Source organism: Shinella kummerowiae (assembly GCF_009827055.1).
Taxonomy (GTDB): Bacteria; Pseudomonadota; Alphaproteobacteria; order Rhizobiales; family Rhizobiaceae; genus Shinella; species Shinella kummerowiae.
Genome location: NZ_WUMK01000001.1, coordinates 864,792 through 880,603, shown reverse-complemented (window position 1 = coordinate 880,603; position 15,812 = coordinate 864,792). Strand labels below are relative to the sequence as shown.

At 63.4% G+C, this 15,812-nt stretch carries 12 protein-coding genes; 4 read left to right on the top strand and 8 right to left on the bottom strand.

Annotated features, from left to right (window positions below):
* Positions 1 to 23 precede the first annotated feature (23 nt).
* The 3 genes from GR138_RS04115 to GR138_RS04105 are packed head-to-tail and all read right to left on the bottom strand — an operon-like array spanning position 24 to position 3,236.
* Positions 24 to 845: a transglutaminase family protein gene (locus GR138_RS04115; RefSeq protein WP_160857314.1), complete on the bottom strand. Its 822-nt coding sequence runs from the start codon at positions 843 to 845 to the stop codon at positions 24 to 26.
* A 19-nt stretch (positions 846 to 864) separates the two neighbouring features.
* Positions 865 to 1,806, bottom strand: a complete 942-nt coding sequence (locus GR138_RS04110) for an alpha-E domain-containing protein (RefSeq protein ID WP_160857313.1) — start codon at positions 1,804 to 1,806, stop codon at positions 865 to 867.
* Positions 1,807 to 1,811: 5 nt separating this feature from the next.
* Positions 1,812 to 3,236 (bottom strand): circularly permuted type 2 ATP-grasp protein, encoded by a 1,425-nt coding sequence (locus GR138_RS04105; RefSeq protein WP_160857312.1) that lies wholly within the window; start codon positions 3,234 to 3,236, stop codon positions 1,812 to 1,814.
* A 293-nt stretch (positions 3,237 to 3,529) separates the two neighbouring features.
* On the opposite strand from GR138_RS04105, the gene GR138_RS04100 reads away from it, so the two are divergent.
* Entirely contained in the window at positions 3,530 to 4,414 is an 885-nt protein-coding gene (locus tag GR138_RS04100) for a DMT family transporter (RefSeq protein WP_160857311.1), read from the top strand.
* Positions 4,415 to 4,469: 55 nt separating this feature from the next.
* Here the strand turns inward: GR138_RS04100 and GR138_RS04095 are convergent, their stop codons facing one another.
* Both GR138_RS04095 and GR138_RS04090 read right to left on the bottom strand, forming a co-directional pair.
* Positions 4,470 to 5,891 carry a DEAD/DEAH box helicase gene (locus GR138_RS04095; RefSeq protein ID WP_160857310.1) on the bottom strand — a complete coding sequence of 474 codons (1,422 nt, stop codon included), beginning with the start codon at positions 5,889 to 5,891 and terminating at the stop codon, positions 4,470 to 4,472.
* Between the two features lie 298 nt (positions 5,892 to 6,189).
* Positions 6,190 to 7,290 carry a DNA alkylation repair protein gene (locus tag GR138_RS04090; protein ID WP_160857309.1) on the bottom strand — a complete coding sequence of 367 codons (1,101 nt, stop codon included), beginning with the start codon at positions 7,288 to 7,290 and terminating at the stop codon, positions 6,190 to 6,192.
* Between the two features lie 214 nt (positions 7,291 to 7,504).
* Here GR138_RS04090 and GR138_RS04085 point away from each other — a divergent pair, with 214 nt between their 5' ends.
* Positions 7,505 to 7,957 carry a host attachment protein gene (locus GR138_RS04085; protein WP_160857308.1) on the top strand — a complete coding sequence of 151 codons (453 nt, stop codon included), beginning with the start codon at positions 7,505 to 7,507 and terminating at the stop codon, positions 7,955 to 7,957.
* Between the two features lie 3 nt (positions 7,958 to 7,960).
* Here the strand turns inward: GR138_RS04085 and GR138_RS04080 are convergent, their stop codons facing one another.
* Positions 7,961 to 9,562, bottom strand: a complete 1,602-nt coding sequence (locus GR138_RS04080) for a trimethylamine methyltransferase family protein (protein ID WP_160857433.1) — start codon at positions 9,560 to 9,562, stop codon at positions 7,961 to 7,963.
* A gap of 214 nt (positions 9,563 to 9,776) precedes the next feature.
* Here GR138_RS04080 and GR138_RS04075 point away from each other — a divergent pair, with 214 nt between their 5' ends.
* On the top strand, positions 9,777 to 13,448 hold the full coding sequence (locus tag GR138_RS04075) for a response regulator (RefSeq protein WP_160857307.1): 3,672 nt from the start codon (positions 9,777 to 9,779) through the stop codon (positions 13,446 to 13,448).
* A 13-nt stretch (positions 13,449 to 13,461) separates the two neighbouring features.
* On the opposite strand, the gene mnmC2 is transcribed toward GR138_RS04075, so the two are convergent.
* The gene (gene mnmC2, locus GR138_RS04070) at positions 13,462 to 14,181 is read right to left on the bottom strand and encodes a tRNA (5-methylaminomethyl-2-thiouridine)(34)-methyltransferase MnmC2 (RefSeq protein WP_160857306.1); all 720 of its coding nucleotides are present in this window, start codon (positions 14,179 to 14,181) and stop codon (positions 13,462 to 13,464) included.
* Here mnmC2 and GR138_RS04065 point away from each other — a divergent pair.
* A complete protein-coding gene (locus GR138_RS04065; protein WP_160857305.1) occupies positions 14,180 to 15,358 on the top strand; it encodes an NAD(P)/FAD-dependent oxidoreductase in 1,179 nt (392 codons plus the stop codon). The genes mnmC2 and GR138_RS04065 overlap by 2 nt on opposite strands.
* 7 nt (positions 15,359 to 15,365) lie before the next feature.
* Here GR138_RS04065 and GR138_RS04060 read toward each other — a convergent pair whose 3' ends face one another.
* A complete protein-coding gene (locus GR138_RS04060) occupies positions 15,366 to 15,740 on the bottom strand; it encodes a PRC-barrel domain-containing protein (protein WP_160857304.1) in 375 nt (124 codons plus the stop codon).
* Positions 15,741 to 15,812 lie beyond the last annotated feature (72 nt).

The following is a 15,812-nucleotide window of genomic DNA, read 5'->3' as shown; positions in this document are numbered from 1 at the left end:
GGCGGCGGCCATGTCCGCCGCTGTCAGCTCTGGCTTTGTGATTGGCTCTGTCCAGCCGGTGCGACGGTTATGGACACGCTCATCGTTTCCGCGGCCGTGCCCATCACCATGCCGGACACGGGCGCCGCATCCTTGTAGTCCAGGCCGGTCGACAGCCGGACATAGCGGCCGTCCGGGCAGATATTGTTCGCCGCGTCGAAACCGACCCAGCCGAGGCCCTGAAGATGGACTTCTGCCCAGGCATGGCTTGCCGTCTGCTCGGGGGTTTCCATCAGCAGGTAGCCCGAGACATAACGGGCCGGGATGCCGAGATAGCGCGCCGCGGACAGAAGGATATGCGCGTGATCCTGGCAGACGCCGTGCTTCATCTCGAGCGCGTGCTCGGCGGTCGTTTCCGACCCGGTCTCACCCGGCTTGTAGGCGACGGTGGCGTGGATCGCTCCCATCAGGTCATGCATGCGGGCAAGCTCGTTATCGCCGCTGGATGCTTTCGCAAATTCCCGGATGAGCTTTCCGGGTTTGGTCAGCGGCGTCTCGCGCAGATAGAGCCAGAGCGGCACGAAGCCCTGGTGCGGGCCGAACACGCCGGCCCGATCCTCGGTATCCACCTCGCCTTCGGCGACGATGCGGATCGACACCTGTTCGGCATTGGTGCTGACAAGATCGACATGGTTGCCGAAATGGTCGGTGTAGCCCGCTTCCAGGCGCGCGCCGTGCACCGTGGTTTTCCACGCGCGCACGATCTGTCCCGGCTGGCTCTTCGGCGTCAGCCGCAGCCGTTGAAGCGAATATTGCACCGGATCGTCGTAGTGATATTCGGTCGTGTGGCTGATCTTCAGTCGCATGGTCGCCCCCGTACCAGCCCTATCGATAGAAGCGGTAGCCTTCGGAGATTTCCTCTCCGAGGCGGTTGTTGTGCACGATGAACTCCTCGATGAACTCGTGCAGCCCCTGTTCCATGATGTCATCCATGGTGCGGCTCCTGAGCAGCATCAGCGTGGCGGACGCCGTCTCGTGCGCTGCATGGTTGTCGCCGTAGAGCTTGGCAAGATAGCCGAGGTTGCTGACGATCTTGTCGTAGCTGTAGCCGAGCGAGCGCGGCATGCGATCGTTGAGGATCAGGAAGTCGGCGATGTTGGCCGGCGAATAGTCGCCGTCATAGACCCAGCTATAGGAGCGGTGCGCCGAAACCGAGCGCAGGATCGATTCCCACTGCTTGTTGTCGAGCGACGAGCCCACCTTGGCGATCGCCGGCAGCAGCACGTAGTACTTCACGTCGAGAATGCGCGCGGTATTGTCCGCCCGCTCGATGAAGGTGCCGATACGCGAGAAGTTGTAGATGTCGTCGCGCAGCATCGTGCCGTGGAAGGCACCGCGGATGAGGGCGGTGCAGCGCTTGATCGTACCGATCACCTCCGGCATATCGGCGGGCTTCACGCGTTTGGAGAGCGCCAGCTTCAACTCGATCCAGCACTCGTTCGTCGCTTCCCAGGTTTCCCGGGTCAGGGCCGTGCGCACCATGCGGGCATTGTTGCGCGCAAAATCGATGCAGGACATGACGCTCGACGGATTGGCCCGGTCGCGCAGCAGGTAGTCGATGGCGTCGGCGCTCGTCAGCTTCTCGTGCACCTCGTCGAAGTCCTCGCGCACGCCCGCACTTTGCAGCACGCCGTCCCAGTCCTCGTCGGTGGAGCCGCTGCGCGTCAGCGCCATGCGCAGGCCCGCATCGATCAGGCGGGCGATGTTTTCAGCCCGCTCGATATAGCGGAACATCCAGTAAAGGCCGTTGGCAGTTCTTCCCAGCATCGGCATCAGTCCTCCAGTACCCAGGTGTCCTTCGTGCCGCCGCCCTGGCTGGAGTTCACCACCAGCGAGCCTTCTTTCAGCGCCACGCGGGTCAACCCGCCCGGAATGATCTGTACCTTGTCGGAAACGAGCACGTAGGGCCGAAGGTCGACGTGCCGGGGCGCGATGCCCTTGTTGACGAGGATAGGGACTGTGGAGAGCGACAGCGTCGGCTGCGCGATGTAGTTCGACGGCCGGGCCTTCAGCTTTTCGGCAAAGGCGGCGCATTCCTTCTTGGACGCGGTCGGACCGACGAGCATGCCATAGCCGCCCGAACCGTGCACTTCCTTGACGACGAGTTCACTCAGATGCTCGAGCACGTATTTGAGGCTGTCTTCCTCCGAGCAGCGCCAGGTCGGCACGTTTTCCAGGAGCGCCTTGCGGCCGGTATAGAACTCGACGATCTCTGGCATGTAGGAATAGATCGCTTTGTCGTCGGAAATGCCCGTACCCGGAGCATTGGCAATCGTGATGTTGCCGGCCTTGTAGACATCCATGATGCCCGGAATGCCAAGCGCCGAATCCGGCCGGAAGGTGAGGGGATCGAGGAAGTCGTCGTCGACGCGGCGGTAGAGCACGTCGATCGCCTCGTAGCCGCGGGTCGTGCGCATCTTCACCTTGCCGTCGACGACGCGCAGGTCCGAGCCTTCGACCAGTTCCACGCCCATCATGTCGGCGAGGAAGGAATGTTCGTAATAGGCGGAGTTGAAGATGCCGGGCGTCAATACGGCGACGCGCGGCTTGCCGGAACAGCCGGGCGGTGCAAGTGACGCGAGGCTCTGGCGCAGCGTCTTCGGATAGTCTTCCACCGGGCGCACCTTGTTCAGGTGGAACAGCTCGGGGAACATCTGCATCATGGTTTCCCGGTTTTCCAGCATGTAGCTGACGCCGGAAGGCGTGCGGGCATTGTCTTCAAGCACATAGAACTGGTCTTCGCCGGTGCGCACGATGTCGGTGCCGACGATGTGGGTATAGACGCCGCCCGGCGGCTTGAAGCCGATCATTTGCGGCAGGAAGGCGACGTTGCGCTCGATGAGCTCACGCGGCACGCGGCCGGCCTTGATGATTTCCTGCTTGTGGTAGATGTCGTCGAGGAAGGCGTTGAGGGCGATGACCCGCTGTTCGATGCCCTGGGCGAGCTTGCGCCATTCGCGGCCGGAAATGATGCGGGGGATGATATCGAAGGGGATGAGTTTTTCAGAACTGTCTTCGTGTCCGTAGACTGCGAAGGTGATGCCGGTTTTTCGGAAGAGGTTTTCGGCGTCCCTTGATTTGGCGATCAGGCGAGCCCGATCCTGTCCTTCGTACCATTCATGGTAGTTTTCATATGGCTGCCGCGGGTTGGTATCCGCGTTCATCATTTCATCAAATGCCAAAGGCGTGTTCCCCATTTTTCGCCATTTGAGTACAACATCAGAGGCAATGCAAGAACCATGCTCAATTAGCGGGAAAGAATTCTCACACCGCTTTGAATGTCATGAAACCGGCCGTGGCGACGGTTTTTTGCGGCAGGTCCTACACCGGCGAAGAGAGTGCCAGACCCGGCCTGCCGAAAAGATAGGCAGGTGCCGAAAGCATGGTCGGCGCGCCTTCCGCTGAACCTAAGCATCAAGGAAATTCCTTTGACCATCATGATGGCAGCGCCTATCGCTCGCGCACTGCTTGTCATCCTGCCGGAAGTCCGATGTCCCTTGATCGCCTGGCTCCGGCCATCTTCGTCCTGCTCTGGTCCACCGGCTGGGTCGTCGCCAAATACGCCACCTTCGTGTCCGAGCCGCTGACCTTTCTCGGCATCCGCTACCTGACGGCGGCCATTCTCTTCACCGGGTTCTGTCTCGTCACCCGTGCCGTCTGGCCGCGTGACAGGCGCACCATCATGCATGCCATTGTCTCGGGCGCCTTCCTGCACGGCATCTATCTCGGTGCTGTCTGGTGGGCGATCGGGCAGGGGGTGCCGGCGGCCCTGTCGTCGATCATCGCGGCCCTCCAGCCGTTGATGACAGCTTTGGTCGCTCCCTTCTTCATCGGCGAGCGGCTGAGCGGCACGCAGAAGATCGGCCTCGGCCTCGGCTTTCTGGGCGTGTTGCTCGCCGTGCTGCCGAAATTCTTCGGCCATGGCGCGGACGCAATTCCGGTCTTCGCCATCGTCGTCAACATGCTGGGCATGGCCGCCGTCACCTACGGCACGATCTATCAGAAGCAATATCTGCCGACCGGCGACATCCGCGCCATCGCGACCCTGCAATATATCGGCGCGCTGATCGTCACGGTGCCTTTCGCGCTCGCCCTGGAAAACCTGCATGTCGATTTCGGCTTCGCCTTTGTCGCGCTGCTCGCCTGGTCGGTGCTCGGCATTTCGATGGGCGCGATCCTGCTGCTGCTGTATCTGTTGCGGCGCGGGCAGGTTTCGCGCGCCGCCTCGCTCATCTATCTCGTGCCACCCATCGCCGCCCTCCAGGCCGCCGCCGTCTTCGGCGAGGAGCTGACGATGCCGATGATCGTCGGCACGCTGATCGTTGTGGTCGGCGTTTACCTCACCAACCGCAAGGACCCGGCGCCGGCGGAGTGAGCAAACGAAAACGGCGGGCCGAAGCCCGCCGTTTCCTCATTCGACTTGGTGATGATTATGCCTGTTCGCGGCGCTGGCCTTCCGAACGGCGCGGCTTGCCGTTGTGGTTCGGACGACCCTGGCCGTTGCCGCCACCGTGGTTGCGGTTCTGGCGCTCGCCCTGCTTCTGCGGCGGGCGACCACCGTGCGGGCGCTTGCCGGCGCCCGGTGCGCCGCCATCGGCCTGCGCACCCTCGCCGAAAGGCTTGCGCGGCGGACGCTGGCCTGCGCGGCCCTGGCTGGCGCGATGGCCACTACCGCTGCGCGGCTTGCGCGACTTGCCACCGGGGCCTGCCGTGATGACGGCCGGTGCTTCGCCGCTGGCAACGGTGATCTGGATGCCCATCAGCCTTTCGATGTCGCGCAGCAAGTGTGCTTCGTCCGGCGTGCAGAAGGCGATCGCGATGCCGTCGCGGCCGTTGCGGGCCGTGCGGCCGATACGGTGCACATAGGCGTCCGGCACTTCCGGCAGGTCGTAGTTGTAGACGTGCGTGACGCCCGGAATGTCGATGCCGCGGGCGGCGACGTCGGTCGCGACGAGAACGCGGATTTCGCCATCACGGAAAGCCTTGAGGGCGCGCTCGCGCTGGCCCTGGCTCTTGTTGCCATGGATCGAGGCAGCCTTGAAGCCGATATGGTCGAGGTGCTTCATCAGCTTCTCCGCACCATGCTTGGTGCGCGAGAAGACGAGCGACAGGCCATCCGGATTGTCGGTCAGCGTCTTGCGCAGGATCTGTGCCTTCTGGTCCTTGCCCGGAACATGGTGGACATACTGCTCCACCTTGTCGGCCGCCTTGCCGGGCGGAGAGACTTCGACCTTCTTCGGGTTGACGAGGTATTCGCCGGCAAGCTCGGCGATCAGCTTCGGCATGGTGGCCGAGAAGAGCAGCGTCTGGCGGTTCTTCGGCACCATCTTGGAGATCTTGCGCAGGTCGTGGATGAAGCCGAGGTCGAGCATCTGGTCGGCTTCGTCGAGCACGAGGTAGCGGGCCTGCGTCAGCGTCACGGCCTTGCGGGCGACGAGGTCGAGCAGGCGGCCGGGCGTGGCGACGAGGATATCGGTGCCGCGGGAAAGCATTTCCGACTGCTTGTTGATGGACGCGCCGCCGACGACGGTGACGACACGCAGCGGGGTCTTCTTGACGAAGCCGCGCAGGTTGTCGGCGATCTGGTTCACCAGTTCGCGGGTCGGGGCGAGAATGAGGGCGCGGATGTTGCGCGGGTCGGGACGGCGCGGATCAGCCAGCAGCTTTTCGATCATCGGCAGGCCGAAGGCGGCCGTCTTGCCGGTGCCGGTCTGGGCGAGGCCGATCAGGTCGGAGCCTTCCATGACAAGCGGAATGGCCTTTTCCTGGATGGGGGTAGCGGTGGCGAAACCGAGGGTGGAAAGGGTATCGACAATGGTCTTCGAGAGGCCGAGGTCGTGAAAAGTGGTCAAGTGCATACCTTTCGGGGCGCCAAACGCAATTGCCCGGAACGCACCATGCGTTTCCGGTTTCGTTCGGCGTCAAGAACCCCGCGTGAATTGGGAACTTGTGGGTTGGTTGGCAGTCGTCTGCGCAGTCATCCGCAAATGGGAGGCGGATCGTCTCTTGCGCTAGTCCTTCTTAGCATCCCGTTGCAGGGACGTCGGTGGCTCGCTCACGCGGCGGCCGAAGGGCGACGCTGGGGGTCATGTCGTTGTTTTGCGGTAAAAAGTCAAGCCCTAGTTTTCGCAGGTGCGAAAGGATGAGGCGTCAATCCATGTGCAGTTCGAAGTCGAGGGACGCCGAAACCCTGCCGTTGATGAGGATATCGATGCGGTGCGTGCCGGGATAGTAGACGCGCGTGGTTATCGCGCGGATGGCATGGTCCCTGTCGATCGATTGGCGCCCGCCGGCCGCCAGGTCCAGCGTCTTCCACTTGAACACTTTCGGCGCCAGCGTGCCGTTCGCCTTCACATGATGGATCGCGTAGTCGATCATCAGCCGCTGCGGTTCCGCGTCCTCGTTGCTCACGTTGATGGAGAAGCCGAGTTTGTCGCCGAAGGTGACGACGGGAGTCGTGACGATCAGCAACGTCTCGATGCCGCGCGCGGCAGCAAAGCCGAAATTGGCGAGCGCCTTGGCATCGCCCTTCTTCAGCAGCGTGCGCGAGGCATGCCGCAGCAATTGCCGCCGCTCGCTGGAGGCGCCTTCGATATGGCGTTCGACGAAATCCGCCACCAGCGCCGGGTGATCCTTGGCGATGTCGTTGAGGCTGTTGGCGACGGAGCGGCGCACATAATCCTCCGGGTCGTCGAGCAGGGCGACGAGGATCGGCAGGATCGGCTGTGGGTCCTTGACGAGCGCCGGCAGGCGCATCGCCCAGGGCAGGCGCGGACGGGTGCCTTCGCTGGCAAGCCGGCGGACGTGATGATTGGCGTCGGTGGTCCAGCCGGAGATTTCGGCAAGCGCGCGGTCTTGCTCGGCATGTACGAGCCGGCGGATACCGAACTCCGCCGTGAAATGCGGCGTCAGCGCTTTCAGCAGAGCGAGCGACAGGTCGAAATGACCAAGGCCATGCTGGGAGACGAACTGGTTGACCGGCAGCAGCGCCCAGCCGGTAAGGCCCGGCTTGTCGCCGGTCGGCAGGGCTTGTCGCAGGATGTTTGCCGCAACGGCATAGTCGGCGGGCAGTGTTTCGGTCAGCGCATCGCGGATCCGTTCCGACCGCTGCATCAATTCCAGCGCCTCCATGCCATCGGTGGCAAGGCGGCTGAAGCGGGTAGCGTCGAAGTCCGGCGCAGCGACCGAAATGTGGCTTGCCATGTCCGTCACCAGTCCGGGGTGCAGCAAATTTTTCAACGGTTCAGCCACGGGTTTCTCCAGTCGTTTGCGGCACCCTAGCGAGCCTTGCGGGCGCGGCGATAGGGGCGGACATGCCTTTCCAACAGCTTCGTGATGTTCGCCACCCGGAACATGCGAGCGGCCTGTTGCGTTCGATCAACGTGCATCCTGCCACATTACTGTTGGATGTTGACCGACGCAGATTCGTTTCTGCGCATCCGCAATCTCGCTACGGGAGTGAAACATGACCGCTACGACTTGGATTCTCGCCGCCGACGGCAATCAGGCCCGCTTGCTCAAGGGGGTAAACCTGTTGATCGATGGCCAGCAGAGCCCGGAGCAGGAAGTCTTTCGCTGGGAGCCGAAAAAGGCGCAGGACATCATGGCCGACAAGCCCGGCCGCAGCCACTCCTCCGTCGGTCGCGGTCGTTCCGCCATGGAATATTCGAGCGATCCGGTGCGGGAAGAACAGCAGAAGTTCACCGCCGAAGTCGCCGGCCGCATCGATGACTACGCCGCCGAAGGCGCCTTCGACCGTCTCGTCGTGTGTGCGGCACCCCAGACGCTCGGCGACCTGCGCACGAAACTTTCCGACAAGTCGCGCACGCTGACCATGGCCGAGATCGACAAGAACTTTTCCAACCTGCCGACGGAGAAGCTGATTTCCTCCGTCCGCTCGATCATGTTCGATGCTTAACCCTTAAAAGTCGGTCGGAACGCCGCCCTCTTCCTTGCGCTTGGCGACGAACGCATCCAGTTCGTCCTCGATTGCCGGGTCGAGCGGCGGCTTTTCGTAGCTGTTGAGCTTTTCCTTGAAGACCCGGTTGGCGTGGTCGTAGGTCGTCGGGCGCCCGGCTTCGGTCCAGGTTTCGAAGTTTCGCCAATCCGACAGGATCGGTGAATAGAAGGCGGTTTCGTAGCGCGCCAGCGTGTGCGGCGTGCCGAAGAAATGGCCACCGGGACCGACATCGCGCACGGCATCCAGCCCGAGCGCATCGGCGCTGACATCGAGCGGCGTCAGGTATTCCGCCACCATCTGCAGCATGTCGACATCGAGGATGAATTTTTCGAACGAGGCCGTCAGGCCGCCCTCGCTCCAACCCGCCGAATGCATGATGAAATTGCCGCCGCCCTGGGTCAGCGCCCACAGCGAGAAGGCGGATTCGTATGCCGCCTGCGCATCGAGCGTGTTGGAGGCATTGGTGTTCGAGGTACGGTAGGGAATGTTGTATTTCCGGGCGAGCTGGCCGCCGGCCACCACCGCCTTCATATATTCCGGCGTGCCGAAGGCCGGCGCCCCCGTCTTCATGTCGACATTGGAGGTGAAGCCGCCATACATCACCGGCGCGCCCCGCCGCACCATCTGAGTGAAGGCGATACCGGCCAGCGCCTCGGCATTCTGCTGTACCACGGCGCCGGCGATCGTCACGGGCGCCATCGCGCCGGCCAGCGTGAACGGCGTCACCACCACGACTTGGTTGCGCGAGGACATTTCGATGATGCCTTGCAGCATGGGGCCATCGAGGCGGAGCGGCGACGAGGTGTTGATGATGGTGAAGAGCGAGGGTTCGCGCTCCATCTGCTCCATCGAAATGCCACGGCCGATGCGGGCAATCTCGATGCCGTCGATGTTGCGCTGTTTTCCCAGCGAATAGACGTGAAAGACCTTGTCGGTCAGCTTCACCATATCCGAAAGGCAGTCGAGATGGCGCACAGACGCGTGGATGTCGACGGGCTCGACCGGGTAGCCACCGGTGGTGTGGATGACGTCATAGGATTGCGCCAGCTTCACCAGCTTGCGGAAATCCTCCTGATTGCCGGCGCGTCGGCCGCCGTCGCGATCGGCGACGAAAGGGGCGGAGGCGATCTGCGCGAAAACCAGGTTGTTGCCGCCGATCTCCACGTTGCGCACCGGGTTGCGGGCATGCAGGGTGAAGGCTGGCGGCACGGAGGCCATCATATCGAGGATGAGGCCACGGTCGAAACGCACGCGGTCGGTACCGGGCGTCACGTCCGCGCCAGCGGCCTTCATGCGTTCGCGTGCCTCCGGCAGGATGACGTCCATGCCGATCTCTTCGAGGATGGTCAGTGACGCCTGGTGCACGGCTTCCAGAGCATCCTCCGACAGCACGGTGGACTTGGCGGTCGTGTTGACGAGATTGAGATATTTCGACGTGGCAGGCGCGCGGCGGGTGCGCTCGGCACCCCGCCCGCCACCGCGTCGCCGGCGTTCGACCGGCGTGTCGGCGGCGTCCGCCTCCGGTTGTTCGAGGTGATTTTCGAGTTTGATCACGTCGCCCATGTGCAGTGCAGCCCCGGTCTGGTTTGCCTTCATTTCTTTTCGCACATCCTGCGACGCCATGGCCCATCATTTGCGACAGGGAAGTGCTCTCTCGGATAAGCGACCTGCATGCGGCATTTCCGGCAACGAACTTTTAACCATCCGTTCAAGGATTGCTGGTACTCCCCAAGGGGTACGAATCCCTCCTTCTGTCCCGCTTCGGGGAGTACATGGCGTGGCTGAATCTCAAGACGAATTGCTGGTGGCGGCCTGTGCGCGCGTTTGCGAACACCCGTACCCAGCTTACGTCAAGAGCAGCGAATTGCGCTATCTCGCGGTGAACGAAGCCTATGCGCGCCTTTTCGATCACCGGCCCTCCGAGATGGTCGGCCTGCGCAGCGACGAGGTGGGCGAGCCGCTTGGCCATGGCGACCGGGACGACCCCGAGCGCCGCTGTCTGATCTTCGGCAATCCCGAGCGCGCCCGTTACGTCCATCCCTTCGGCAGCGGCAGCTTCGATATTGCACTGAAGCGTGAACGGATTTCCCACACGCTGTCCATTCTCATCGGCCTGTTCACCCCCTCGATCGAGGCATTGGCAACGACGGTGCGCGGCGTCGCGAACGGCAATGGCGACCCGCCACAGGTCGCGAACTTCGCGTCCGTCGGCCGGGCCGCGACGAACGAGACGCATGCCGTTGCTCCGATCGAAGACGCGCTCGATACGCTCGGCGCGGGTATTGCCGTCTTCGGCGCGGACAACCGGCTGAATTATGCCAATGCGGGCATGCGGGAATTCTACCGGGTGCTCATTGGCGACTTGGCAGAGGGGCCGGTCAGCCTTGCAACCGTGGTCGAGGCGCTGCACGACTTCGAGGTCGGGCACAAGCCACAGGCCGAGCGCGAGCGCTGGACGGCCGCCCGGCTCGCCAGCTACGACCTGCCACTCTACGAATCCGCCGCCCGCCACCCCGCCGGCGGCTGGACGCGTCTCGTCACGCAGCGCCGACCGGATGGCGTGCTGGTCGCGTTGCGTCTTGACGCGACGGCGCTCAAGGAGAGCGAGGGGCAGTTGAAGCAGCACGCGCAGGAGATCAGCCTCTACCGCGCGCTGCTTGATGAACTGCCGGTCGCCAGCTTCATGCGCGACGAAAACCAGCGCATGATCTTTGCCAACCGCGCCTATGTCGAGATGACGGGACGGCAGCCGGAACAGTTGCTCGGCCTCACCACGCTTGAAATGTATCCCGAGCAGGGAGAGGAATTCCACCAGCAGAACCAGTTCGTGCTCGACACCGGGGAACTGCTGGAATCCGAAATCGAGTACCTTCGCCCCGACGGCTCCGTACTGCCGACGATCTCGCGGCTCTATCGCGTCACGACGCTCGATGAAAAGAGCTACCTGATCGGCTCGATCACCGACACGACCGTGCTGAAGAAGCGCGAGGCGCAGTTGATCGAGGCGCAGCGTCAGGCCGAAGCCGCACGCTCCGACCTTGAAAGTGTCGTCGAGTCGCTTCCGGTCGGGATCGTCGTGGTCGATGAGGACGGTCTCATCGAACTGGTCAATGGCGCCTTCGAAACCCTTTGGGATGGTGCGCTGCCGCCGATGAAGGGACAGCCTCTCGGCGCCCTTCTCGCCTTTCAGCAGGCGCAGGGCGGCGTTTGCGGCGAGGGCGGCCCCGACACCGAAGGTTCCGAGCAGTGCCTTGCCGGCATCCGGGCCGGCGAGATGCCGGTGCGCGAGGTTGCCTATGCCAACGGGCGGGCGGTGATCGAAGCCGGCTGCGCGATTTCCGGCGGCCGCTGCCTGCTGACCTATATCGACATCACCGAGCGACGCGAGCGCGAGCGCGAAGTGCTGCAAGCCCGCAGCGCGCTCGAGGATGTCGGCACGCTGATGAAGGACGCCGTGTCCTCGATGAGCCAGGGCCTGCTGATCATCGAAGACGACAGGGTGGTGCTTTCGAACGAGGCGCTGTCCACCATGATCGCCATGCCGGCGCACCTGCTGCAATCCGGTGCGCTGATCAAGGATGTTCTCCAGAGCTGCGTCGATCGCAAGATCGCCGGCTTCGCCGACGAGGCGCCCGTCGATGCAAGCGCGTTCGGAAAAATCCTCTTCACGGGCAAGCCGGCGACGCTGACCGTGTTCAGCGGTTACCAGCGCTGGCTGCGGCTCGATGTGACGCCGACGGGCCGCGGGCGCTCTGTCATGGTGTTCTCCGATATCACCGATCTGAAGAACCGCGAGGACGAATTGCGCCGGCTCGTCACGCGGGCCGAGACGGCCGACAAGGCGAAGTCGGAATTCCTGGCCAATATGAGCCACGAAATCCGCACACCGATGAATGGTGTGCTCGGCATGGCCGAGTTGCTGGCCAAGTCCAACCTCGACACGCGCCAGAAGACCTTCATCGACATCATGGTGAAGTCCGGCAACGCGCTCTTGACCATCATCAACGACATTCTCGATTTTTCGAAGATCGACGCTGGCCAGATGACGCTGCGCGACATCGCCTTCAATCCCGTGGAGGCGATCGAGGACGTCGCGACGCTGCTTTCGGCCAAGGCGGCCGAGAAGGATATCGAGCTTGTGGTGCGCGGGGCGGCAAACATGCCATCGGCCGTCATGGGCGATGCCGGCCGTTTCCGCCAGATCGTCACCAATCTCGTCGGCAATGCCGTGAAGTTTACCGATCGCGGCCATGTGCTGATCGACCTGGCTTCCCGGGCGGTCGAGCGCGGTGTCGAGCTCGTCATCCGTGTGGAGGATACCGGCGCCGGCATTCCGACGGAAAAGATGGAATCGATCTTCGAGAAGTTCTCGCAGGTCGACAGTTCCTCGACGCGCCGGCACGAGGGCACGGGGCTCGGCCTTGCCATCACCGATGGACTGACACGCCTTTTTGGCGGCACGCTGGAGGCGGCAAGCGAGATCGGCAAAGGGTCCGTCTTCACCCTGCGCCTGCCGATGGCGTTGGCGGTCGCCTCGATGCCCGCCCGTATCGTTCCCACCCATATGCCGGGTGCGCGTATCCTTGTCGTCGATGCGCATGATCTCTCCCGCAAAGCCTCGCATGACATGCTGCTCGACTGGGGGTTCGACGCAACGGCGGTCGGGTCGGAGGCAGAAGCGCTCGCCGTGCTCGCCGCCGCCGGGGATATGGGTGTCTCGGTCGATGCAATCCTGCTGGATTACCGGCCGGATCGTTCCGCGGACTTCGTTCGGGCGTTGCGACAGGGCCCTTCGACTGCCGGCATTGCGCTAATCGTGCTCACGTCGATGAACCTGCCGGCGGACGACAAACTGCTGTCGTCCCACGATGTTCACGCCCATCTGATGAAGCCGGTTCGCGCCGAGCTTTTGCGCGAGACCGTATCCGAAGTGCTGCGCGTGATGCGCAGTGCCAGAACGGCCGCAGCAACGCCTGCGGCGGAAGAAACCAAGGTGCTGTCGCTTCGGCCGCTCGTTGCCGCCTCCAGCGTCGCTGCGGCGGATGGCGACGTGCTGGATGTGCTGGTCGCCGAGGACAACGAGGTCAACCAGATCCTTTTCACCCAGATGCTGACGGCCGCGGGCGTGAGCTTCCGGTTGGTGGACAATGGCGCGGAGGCCGTCGAGGTTTATCGTAACGTCCGCCCGGGCATGATCCTCATGGACATGTCCATGCCGGTGATGAACGGGCTTCAGGCCAGCCGGGCGATCCGCGACATGGAAAGCGGCACCGGCCACCGCGTGCCGATCGTTGCCGTCACGGCCCATGTGCTGGATGGCGACCGGGAGCAATGCCTTGCTGCCGGCATGGACGACTATCTGGCGAAGCCGATCAGCATCGAGAAGCTTGAGGAAAAGCTCGACCACTGGCTGAAGCGCAACCGGGCGCTGGCGGCCAATCGTTCATAACGCGGACTGAGCCTCACTCCGGCTTTTGCCCGCAGAGCATTTCGCGCTTGCCGGAAAATCCGGGTCGGCGTTCCACAATGAAGCCGGCATTCGCAAGGTTGCGGCGCACGAAGCCCGCCGCCGCATAGGTGCCGAAGCGCCCGCCGGGGACGGTCAGGCGAAAGACTTCGCCCATCAGCTCCACTGACCACATGTCCGGATTGCGCGACGGTGCAAAACCGTCGAGGTACCAGGCATCGACGGGTGTGGTTTCCTGGCCGAGGCTTTCGAGCGCCACCCCGCAGACGACGGTGAGGTGGACACGCGGCTCGAGGTTGATCTCGACGCGGCCTGCCGGTGCATCCGGCCATTTTTCGGCCAGGATCGCGCGTTCCCGCTCGATCTCCGGCCAATGGGCGAGCGCCCGCTTGATATCGGCGCGCGCCATCGGAAACCGCTCGAAGGAGGTGAAGTGCAGGCTTGCGTCGTCCGGTGCCGTCTCCCGCCATTGCCGCCAGGTCTCGCAGAGATTGAGGCCGGTGCCGAAGCCGAGTTCGGCGATGCGGAACGGGGTTGCGCGCTGCCAGCGCGTCGGCAGGTCGTTGCCGGAAAGAAAGACATGGCCGCATTCCAGCCGCCCGTCGCTGCGGCAATAAAAATGATCGTCAAAGGCGCGGGAATAGGGCATATCGCCCTCGTGCCAGTCGAGGACTGCTTCGGTCGACGGGGCTTTTTCAGGAACGTGTTCAGCCATGGCATATGCCGATAGTCGCGCGAAGGCCGCCGGTCAACCGGCTGTAGACCTGCTCGTGGTCGGCGGTGGGGTCATGGGGCTCTGGACCGCCCTGTTTGCGGCCCGCGACGGTTTTTCGGTGCGCCTTGTCGAAAAACGGACCATCGGCGCCGGTGCCAGCGGCGGCGTACTCGGCGCGCTGATGCCGCACCTGCCGGATCGCTGGAACAGCAAGAAGGCGTTTCAGTTCGACGCGCTCGTTTCGCTCGAGGCGGAAATCGCCACTCTGGAGGCTGAAACCGGCCTCTCCGTCGGATACCGCCGTTCCGGTCGCCTCATCCCGCTGGCGAAGCCGCACAACCGAGACCTTGCGCTCGGCCAAGCGCAGGATGCGCTTGCTGTCTGGACGGCGCCGGGCCGTTCCTTTGCTTTCGAGGTGCTGGGGGCAGCACCGTTGACCGGTTGGCCGGCGGAGGAGGCCATGGCGCATGGGCTGGTGCACGATCATCTTGCTGCCCGCCTTGCGCCGCGTCGTTTGCTGGATGCCTTGCGAGTTGCGCTGGACCGTCACCCGAACGTCGCGATCACGGAGGGTGTCGGGCTCGAGGCGGTCGACCCGGTTGCTGGCCTTGCGCGACTGGACGATGGAAGCGATGTGGCTTTTGGAACCTGTGTGCTCGCGGCGGGTGTTGAGACCTTCTCGCTGCTGGCGGCCTTCAATTCACCGCTCACCCGGCCGACAGGCACCGGGGTCAAGGGGCAGGCGGCTTTGCTCAAGGCCGCCATCGACCCGACGCTTCCGGTGATTTTTGCCGATGGCCTCTACATCGTGCCGCACGAAGACGGTCTGGTGGCAGTCGGCAGCACCAGCGAAAACAGTTTCGCGGAGCCGACGACCACTGACGATCTCCTCGACGCCTTGATCGACAAGGCGCGGGCAATGGCGCCGGTTCTTGTCGACGCGCCCGTGGTGGAGCGGTGGGCCGGCGTGAGGCCGAAAGCGATCGGCCGCGAACCGATGGTCGGGCGGCATCCCGATCACGCAAAGCTTAGCCTGATGACCGGTGGCTTCAAGATCAGTTTCGGCATCGCGCACAAGCTGGCGCGCGAAGTGCTGAACGAAATCAAGGGCGGCTCGCTTGGCGTGCCGCCCTCGTTCACTGTCCAGGCCCACCTTCAGGAAGCAGGGCGGGTTTAATAGCCCCTTACATCCAGTAGGGCGGCACGCCGTAATAGTCGTGGATCACCTTGCCGTTGCGACGGTTCCAGTCGTATTCGGCGTCGCTTTCATAGTGCGGCGCTTTCTCGACCTGTTCCTTCGTCACGTCGACGCGGTAGCCGCCGAGCCCTTCGTCATAGTTCAGCTTGCCCCAAGGCAACGGATAATGGTCCTGGCCGATGCCGAGAAAGCCGCCGAAACTCAAGATTGCGTAGGAGACATGCCCGCTGCGCTTGTCGAGGATCAGGCGCTCCACCGCGCCGATATGTTTGCCGTCGGCGCCGTAAACGCTGGTGCCTTCCACCTTGTCGCTGGCGATGAGGTCCTGGGTTTCGCGAATATTTGCATCTTGCATGGCCATAGGTGTTTCTCCTTGCTTGTCATGGACAGGAAACGGGCCAAGGCGCTAATGGTTCCTTTTCAAGGGCGTTTG

Excerpts from the sequence above, each read along its gene's own strand:
- GR138_RS04060 (WP_160857304.1), bottom strand. The coding sequence starts at position 15,740 with ATGGCCATGCAAGATGCAAATATTCGCGAAACCCAGGACCTCATCGCC.
- mnmC2 (WP_160857306.1), bottom strand. The coding sequence starts at position 14,181 with ATGGCTGAACACGTTCCTGAAAAAGCCCCGTCGACCGAAGCAGTCCTC.
- GR138_RS04105 (WP_160857312.1), bottom strand. The coding sequence starts at position 3,236 with ATGGGGAACACGCCTTTGGCATTTGATGAAATGATGAACGCGGATACC.
- GR138_RS04100 (WP_160857311.1), top strand. The coding sequence starts at position 3,530 with ATGTCCCTTGATCGCCTGGCTCCGGCCATCTTCGTCCTGCTCTGGTCC.
- GR138_RS04115 (WP_160857314.1), bottom strand. The coding sequence starts at position 845 with ATGCGACTGAAGATCAGCCACACGACCGAATATCACTACGACGATCCG.
- GR138_RS04085 (WP_160857308.1), top strand. The coding sequence starts at position 7,505 with ATGACCGCTACGACTTGGATTCTCGCCGCCGACGGCAATCAGGCCCGC.
- GR138_RS04065 (WP_160857305.1), top strand. The coding sequence starts at position 14,180 with ATGGCATATGCCGATAGTCGCGCGAAGGCCGCCGGTCAACCGGCTGTA.
- GR138_RS04110 (WP_160857313.1), bottom strand. The coding sequence starts at position 1,806 with ATGCTGGGAAGAACTGCCAACGGCCTTTACTGGATGTTCCGCTATATC.
- GR138_RS04080 (WP_160857433.1), bottom strand. The coding sequence starts at position 9,562 with ATGGGCGACGTGATCAAACTCGAAAATCACCTCGAACAACCGGAGGCG.